Source organism: Streptomyces alkaliphilus, from assembly GCF_014141535.1.
GTDB classification, from domain to species: Bacteria; Actinomycetota; Actinomycetes; order Streptomycetales; family Streptomycetaceae; genus Streptomyces; species Streptomyces alkaliphilus.
The window spans coordinates 1-5,165 of record NZ_VKHT01000320.1; the positions used below are offsets into that span (position 1 = coordinate 1).

At 74.8% G+C, this 5,165-nt stretch carries 5 protein-coding genes; 3 read left to right on the top strand and 2 right to left on the bottom strand.

All coding sequences use genetic code 11. The features are described 5' to 3' along the window. Window positions 1–190 precede the first annotated feature (190 nt). On the top strand, window positions 191–1,423 hold the full coding sequence (locus FNQ90_RS12080; RefSeq protein WP_182606380.1) for an SAV2148 family HEPN domain-containing protein: 1,233 nt from the start codon (window positions 191–193) through the stop codon (window positions 1,421–1,423). A gap of 207 nt (window positions 1,424–1,630) precedes the next feature. Further along, window positions 1,631–2,785 carry a CDP-alcohol phosphatidyltransferase family protein gene (locus FNQ90_RS12085; protein WP_182606381.1) on the top strand — a complete coding sequence of 385 codons (1,155 nt, stop codon included), beginning with the start codon at window positions 1,631–1,633 and terminating at the stop codon, window positions 2,783–2,785. A gap of 34 nt (window positions 2,786–2,819) precedes the next feature. Here FNQ90_RS12085 and FNQ90_RS12090 read toward each other — a convergent pair whose 3' ends face one another. Continuing rightward, a complete protein-coding gene (locus FNQ90_RS12090) occupies window positions 2,820–3,461 on the bottom strand; it encodes a GNAT family N-acetyltransferase (protein ID WP_323379906.1) in 642 nt (213 codons plus the stop codon). A 154-nt stretch (window positions 3,462–3,615) separates the two neighbouring features. On the opposite strand from FNQ90_RS12090, the gene FNQ90_RS12095 reads away from it, so the two are divergent. Next, a complete protein-coding gene (locus FNQ90_RS12095) occupies window positions 3,616–4,638 on the top strand; it encodes an NAD-dependent epimerase/dehydratase family protein (RefSeq protein WP_182606382.1) in 1,023 nt (340 codons plus the stop codon). Between the two features lie 53 nt (window positions 4,639–4,691). On the opposite strand, the gene FNQ90_RS12100 is transcribed toward FNQ90_RS12095, so the two are convergent. After that, on the bottom strand, window positions 4,692–5,165 hold a 474-nt coding region (locus FNQ90_RS12100; protein WP_228471069.1), incomplete at its 5' end, for a gamma-glutamylcyclotransferase family protein.

Genomic DNA, 5,165 nt, shown 5'->3' on the forward strand with positions numbered 1-5,165 from the left:
CATGACCAGTGCTGTGCCCGGCGCCGCCCGCCCTCACGCCCGGGTGTGCTCCGCTCGGGTACCGGGGCCCCGGCGCGCCGGCCGGCCGAAACGATCCGGGGGTCCCGCGGCCTTCCGTTCCGGGCTGCGCCGACGGCCCCCACCGCAGTAGGCTTCCTTGATCCATCGGTGCGGAAGGCGGTGCGCTCGGGTGAGCTCTTCGGGTCGTGAGCTCCCCTCCGGGAGTGGGGGGGACGCCGCGGGGGCGGTGACGGAGACGGTCTCCCTGCCGCGTCCCGTGGAGATCGGTGCCGACCTCGCCTGGGACTCGGAGGACTGGGCCGAGGTCCGGGTGCGCGTGGAGCGGGCCGGCCGGGCCTACGTCTGGCTCAACCTGGTGGAACAGCGGCTGCGGGCGGTGGTCGCCGCCGTCCTGCGTCCGGTCTACGAGCCGGTGCACGGCCCCGAGTGGGAGATAGCCGCCGCCGGGCCCACCGGCCAGGAATGGGTGCAACGGGCGGCGGCCCTGCGGGAGGTGAGCCGCCGCAAGGGACACGTCCTGGACCCGGCCGACGACACGGTGCTGTCCTTCCTGACGATCCCGCAGCTGCGGGAGTTGATGACCCAGCACTGGCCCTGTTTCTCGCCCTACTTCGACAACCGGCGCGAACTCGAACTGACGCTGGATGAGTTGGAGGTGGCCCGCAGCGCCGTGGCGCGCAACCGGGGGTTGAACCGGGCGGTGCTGGACCAGGCCGAGCGCGGTTGCGCCCGTCTGCTGCGGATCCTCGACGGCCACGACCCGGAGCGGGACGCCGGTCGGCTGCCCGTGGACGTGCTCGAACGGCTGGTCGGCGAGCGTTTCACCGATGTCGCCGGTGTGCACCCGGACCGGATCCGTCTGCAACGCCACCTTCCCACCGAGGAGTTGTTCGGCGGGGCCCGCCGGCTGGACGCGGTGGGCACCGCGCTGGGACTGCTGGTGCAGAACTATCCCGGCCGTCGCCTGATCCACCTCGCGGACGCCGGCGCCCGGATCCGGTTGCTCTTCCTCAACCCCGCCGCCGGGGCCATGCGCCGCCGGGAACGCGAACTGGGCCTGAAGCGCGGAGAGTTGAGCCGTTCGGTGGAGACCGCGATTCTGCACGTCCGGCGCGTGCGCAGCCGGGTGCGGGACCCCGAGGCGTTCGAGATCCACGTCTCGGACGAGGTGCCCCGCTTCGGGGGGTACTTCGTGGACGCCGACGAGCCCGACGGCCTGGCCGTCATCCAGCCCTACCTGCGCCGTGCCCGGGGCGTGGAGAGCCCGGCCCTGGTGCTGCGCCGGCCGGCCCGCGCGGTGGTGCGCCCCGAGCGGCGGCACGAGGGCGGGGAGCCGAGCATCTTCGAGACCTACCGCGAGGAGTTCGAGTCGCTCTGGGAGACCTCCCGGCCGGTCTCCTGACGCGGACCGGGAGGAGCCGCCCGCGGCCCGGGGCGGGCGGCCCGGCCGGGGGGCCGGTGTCGGGGATGTCCCGGAACGACGGGAGATGCCGCCCGGCCTCGATCAGATGATGTGAGCTGCGTCAATTCGACGCACCGCACGGCTTGCGCTTCCGCCGCCTCCCCTCATAGCGTCGGCCGATCCACACAGCCCGCCTGGAAGCAGACAATGCGCCGAGACATCCCCCCGCTGCCCCATGTCCGCGAGATCACGCAGAAGAAACGTGACGCGTGGTGGACCGTCCTCCTGGTCGATCCGGTCGCCACACCCCTGGTCCGGTGGACCGCGATCCACACCCGGCTGACGCCCGACGCGATCACCTGGCTGGCGCTGCTCCTGGGACTCGGCGCCGCCGCCTGCTTCGCCCTCGCCGACTGGCAGTGGCTGTTGCTGGGCGCACTTCTCTACCACCTGAGCTTCGTGCTGGACTGCATGGACGGCAAACTGGCCCGGCTCACCGGAACCGGCTCGATCTTCGGCGCCTGGCTGGACTACGTCTTCGACCGCATCAGGGTCCTGGCCTGCGCCATCGCCCTCATGGGCGGCCAGTACGCCGCCACCGGCGAGGTCGTGTACCTGTGGCTCGCGCTGGCCGTCGTCTTCCTCGACATGCTGCGCTACCTCGACGCGCTCCAGATCTTCAAGGTGCGCCACGAGATGCGCAAGCAGCTCAAGGCCAGGGCCCAGCGCGCCCGGGAGGCGGAGAACGCCATAGAGCTGGCGTTCATGGAGGACCTGCTGCGGGTGAACCCCTCCGCCGACGCGGAGAGCGACCGCGACGCCAGGGCCGCCGAGGAAGCCCGCGAGCGGGCCCGACTGGCGATGGCGGACGGGACCGGGCCGGGGACCGGCGCCGTGCCGACGGGCGCGCCGCGGCCCACCGTCGCCGTGGTCGACCTGCACCGCGAGTTCCGCAGCCGTTTCCCCTGGTACCTGCGGTGCCGCTCCTTCCTGCTGCGCCACCGCATCCGCACCCACCTGGTCAGCGGCATCGAGTTCCAGATGGCGGTGTTCATCATCGCGCCCGCGCTGAACGCCGTGGTGCCCGTGACCATCGTCGCCGGCGTGCTGCTGCTGGTCTTCGAGCTGGCCATCATCTACAAGCTCCAACTGTCCACCCGGGACTTCGGCCGCACCCTCGCCGAGTTCGACCTGCGCGAGGAGCGCCGGCGGGAGCGCGAGCGGGAACTGCGGACGGCGTCCGGCGCCGGTGCTTCCGTGGTCATCCCCGCGCAGGTCGTCCCGGCCCCGGAGACGGGCGGCGGATCCGGCACCGGGCCGATCACCGCACCGGCGGCCGAGGCGGCCGGGGAGCCCGTCTGACCCCACCCCCATCGGCCTTCCCGCACGGGGCCGGTCACCCCACCGGGTGCCCGGCCCCGTGCGTGTTCCCCGCCGCGGCTCCCCTCACCGGCCCCGCCGGCGGATCGTCGGCGAGACGGGCGTGCAGCTCCACGTCGTACCGCCGGCCGCCCCACAGCAGCTTGCCGCGCTGCACCCCCTCCACCGCGAAACCCGCGCCGCGCGCCACCCCGCAGGACGCCGGGTTGTCGGTGCGGTGACCCAACTCCAACCGGTGCAGCCGCAGCGGGCCGAACGCCGCCCCGCAGACCGCCCGCAGCGCGGCCGTGGTCACCCCGCGCCCCCGCGCCGCCGGCACCGTCCAGTAGGAGACCCACGCCGTGCCGTGCCGGCGCTCCACCGAACCCAGCCGTACGCACCCCACCGGCTCGTCCGTCCCCGTCCCGGGAAGGAGGACCGCCCATGAGAAGGCCCGCCCGGCGGTCCACTCCTCCTCGCGTTCCCCCAGCCACCGGTGCGCGGTCGACAGGTCGTCCACCGGCTCCGGCGCCTGCCGTTCCATCAGCGGGGCCCGGAAGGCATCCCGCACGGCGCGGGCGTCGGTGGCCCGCCACCGGCGCAATCGGGGCCCGCCGGGCACGGTGGTCAACTCCTCGGGGGCGACGGGGGACCCGGTCGCCGGGATGTCTGTGCGCACCCGGGGGACGGTAGTGCGCGGGCCGGGCGGACGCCACCGGATTCCCGGGGCCCGGGAGGTCCGTGGGAGTTCCCGGAGCCGCTACGCCACGGGCGATTCCGCGCGGAGCGTGAACCGGGGACGTGGCCCGTCGACCCGGGGAAGGGTTCGGGGCATGAGACTTCTCGTACTGGGCGGAACGGAATTCGTGGGGCGGGCGCTCGCCGAGGACGGCGTGGCCCGCGGCTGGGACGTGACGGTGTTCAACCGGGGCACCCGCCCCGCTCCCGACGGGGCGCGGGCGCTGCGGGGCGACCGCCTCGCCCCCGACGACGGGCCGGCGGCACCGGCGGACGGTGAGTGGGACATCGTCGCCGACACCTGGATCGGCGCGCCCCGGGCGGTGCGCGACACCGCGCGCCTGCTGGAGCCGCGTGCGGGGCGGTACGTGTACGTGTCCTCCCGCTCGGTCTACGCCCCGCCCCCGGTCGCGGGGATGAACGAGGACTCCCCCGTGGTGGAGGCGTCGCCGGACGCGGAGGCCGACACGTACCCGGTGGACAAGCGCGGCGGGGAGTTGGCGGCCCTGCGGGAGTTCGGCGACCGGGCCCTGCTCGCCCGCGCCGGCATCATCCTCGGACCGCACGAGAACATCGGCCGCCTGCCCTGGTGGTTGCGGCGCATGGAGCGCGGCGGGCCGGTCCTCGCGCCGGGGCCCCGGGACCTGCCGATGCAGTGGATCGACGCCCGCGACCTCGCCGCCTGGTGCCTGGACGCCGCCGAACGCGGGCTGGGCGGGGCGTACGACACGGTGAGCGCCTCGGGACACACCACGACGGAGGAGTTCCTCGAAGCCTGCCGGGCGGCCGTCGACTCCGACGCCGAGTTGGTCTGGGCCGAGCCGGAGACCGTGCTCGCGGCGGACATCGCCCCCTTCACCGAGCTGCCGATGTGGATCCCCCCGGGGGAATCGCACGACATGCTGTACCGCTCGGACACCGGCCGTGCCCTGGCGGCGGGGCTGCGCTGCCGTCCGATCGAGGAGACCGTCGCCGACACCCTGGCCTGGCTGCGCGGCCTGCCGGCGGACGCCGACCCCCTCGGCATCCCCCATCCCGCGAGCTCGGGGGTCCGGCGGCCGGGGGTGCCGGCGGAGAAGGAGGAGGCGGCGCTGCGGGCGGTGCGCGGCGGGAAGTGATTCCGGGCCGGTGCGGGCTGCTCCCGTCCCGGTCCGCCCAAGGGGGCCCGGGGTCAGGGCGTCGGTCGGTCGACGCCCTGACCGGGCCCGCTCCCGACGATTCGGTCGGCCATCCAGTCCCCGTCCGGAACGCGCTCCCCCTCGGCCCGCAGTCGACGGGCGAGGACCGGTGCCGCGAGGTAGACCCGGGCCCGCACGGCGGTGCCGTCGGGTAGCAGCACCCGGGCCACCACCCGCTCGTAGAGGTTGTCCGGTGCCCCGGGACGGTACCCCTCCAGCCGGTCCAGATCCGCCTGCACCTCGGCGTCGCGGCCCGGCAGGGGACGGATCAGCTCACCGCGCACGAGGGCCCCGGGACGGTCGGGCTCGGGCACCGCGTACGGGTAGCCGGGACCGCGGAACAGGGAGGCGCCGGGCAGGATCGCCGGCTCGGGCCCGCCGTGCGTCACCACCCGCCCGCCGAGGCACACCCCGTGGTACCGGCCGCCGCGTCGCAGCGTCCCGTAGACGAAGAACGGGGGACGCCC